This window comes from Actinoplanes sp. NPDC049599, assembly GCF_044465625.1.
Taxonomy (GTDB): domain Bacteria; phylum Actinomycetota; class Actinomycetes; order Mycobacteriales; family Micromonosporaceae; genus Actinoplanes.
This window is the reverse complement of sequence record NZ_JBITLX010000094.1, coordinates 1-1,131: the sequence shown is the minus strand read 5'-3', so window position 1 is coordinate 1,131 and position 1,131 is coordinate 1. Positions and strand designations below refer to the sequence as shown.

The following is a 1,131-nucleotide window of genomic DNA, read 5'->3' as shown; positions in this document are numbered from 1 at the left end:
CGGGCAAGGCCGGGGTCGAGGTGATGTACGCGCTGAACCTCGGCACCCGGGGGGTGCAGGAGGCGTTGGACGTCCATGAGTACCTGAACCACCCCGACCGCACCCGTCTGGCCGAGCTTCGCCGTTCCAACGGGAACGACAAGCCTTACGGGGTAAAGATGTTCTGCCTGGGCAATGAGCTGGACGGCCCCTGGCAGACTGGGCACAAGACGGCCCACGAGTACGGACGTTTGGCAGCCGAGACGGCGCGCGCGTTGCGGTCGGCGGATCCGGACCTGCACCTGGTCGCCGTCGGCAGCTCGAGCTCGTCCATGCCCACGTTCGCGGCCTGGGAGGCCGAGGTTCTCGAGCACACCTACGAGGCCGTCGACTACATCTCGGCCCACGCCTATTACGAACCGGTCGACGGCGATGTCGCCAGCTTTCTGGCGTCCTCAGTCGACATGGACCACTTCGTCGAGCGCGTGGTGGCGACCGCGGACAGCGTCGGGGCCCGGCTGAAGAGCACGAAACGGATCATGGTCTCGTTCGACGAGTGGAACGTGTGGCGTCAGGCCGACTTCCGCTCCGGTCTGACCGCGGCCGATCCTTCCGAGTGGGCCGTGGCCCCGCGCGTGATCGAAGACCGTTACGACGTGACGGACGCGGTGGTGGTGGGCAGTCTGCTGATCTCGTTGCTCCGGCACAGCGACCGGGTGACGGCGGCCTGCCAGGCACAGTTGGTGAACGTGATCGCGCCGATCCGCAGCGAGCCGAACGGGCCGGCCTGGCGTCAGACCATCTTCCATCCGTTCGCGATCACCTCTCGCCTGGCCCGCGGTGAGGTCCTGCGGGTGGAACCGCACGGGCCGCTCTACGACACGGCCCGGTTCGGTGAGGTGCCGGTGGTCGACGCGGTGGCCACTCATGACCCGGAGTCGGGGGAGGTCAGCGTGTTCGTGGTCAACCGGGGCCAGGACCAGCCGGTAACCCTCAGCGTGCCGCTGGGGAGTTTCGACCGGACGTTCACCGTGGCCGAAGCGTGGACGCTGGCCGATCCCGATCTCTCGGCGGCCAACACGGTGGACGAACCGGACCGGGTGGTGCCGGTCCCGACGCCGGGAGCCACCGTGACAGACGGGGAACTCCGGC

General features: G+C 68.3%; 1 protein-coding gene. It reads left to right on the top strand.

What is annotated here, in order from left to right; genetic code table 11:
• A partial coding sequence (locus ACIBQZ_RS43385; protein ID WP_396094803.1) for an alpha-N-arabinofuranosidase occupies positions 1 to 1,131 on the top strand: 1,131 nt, incomplete at both ends.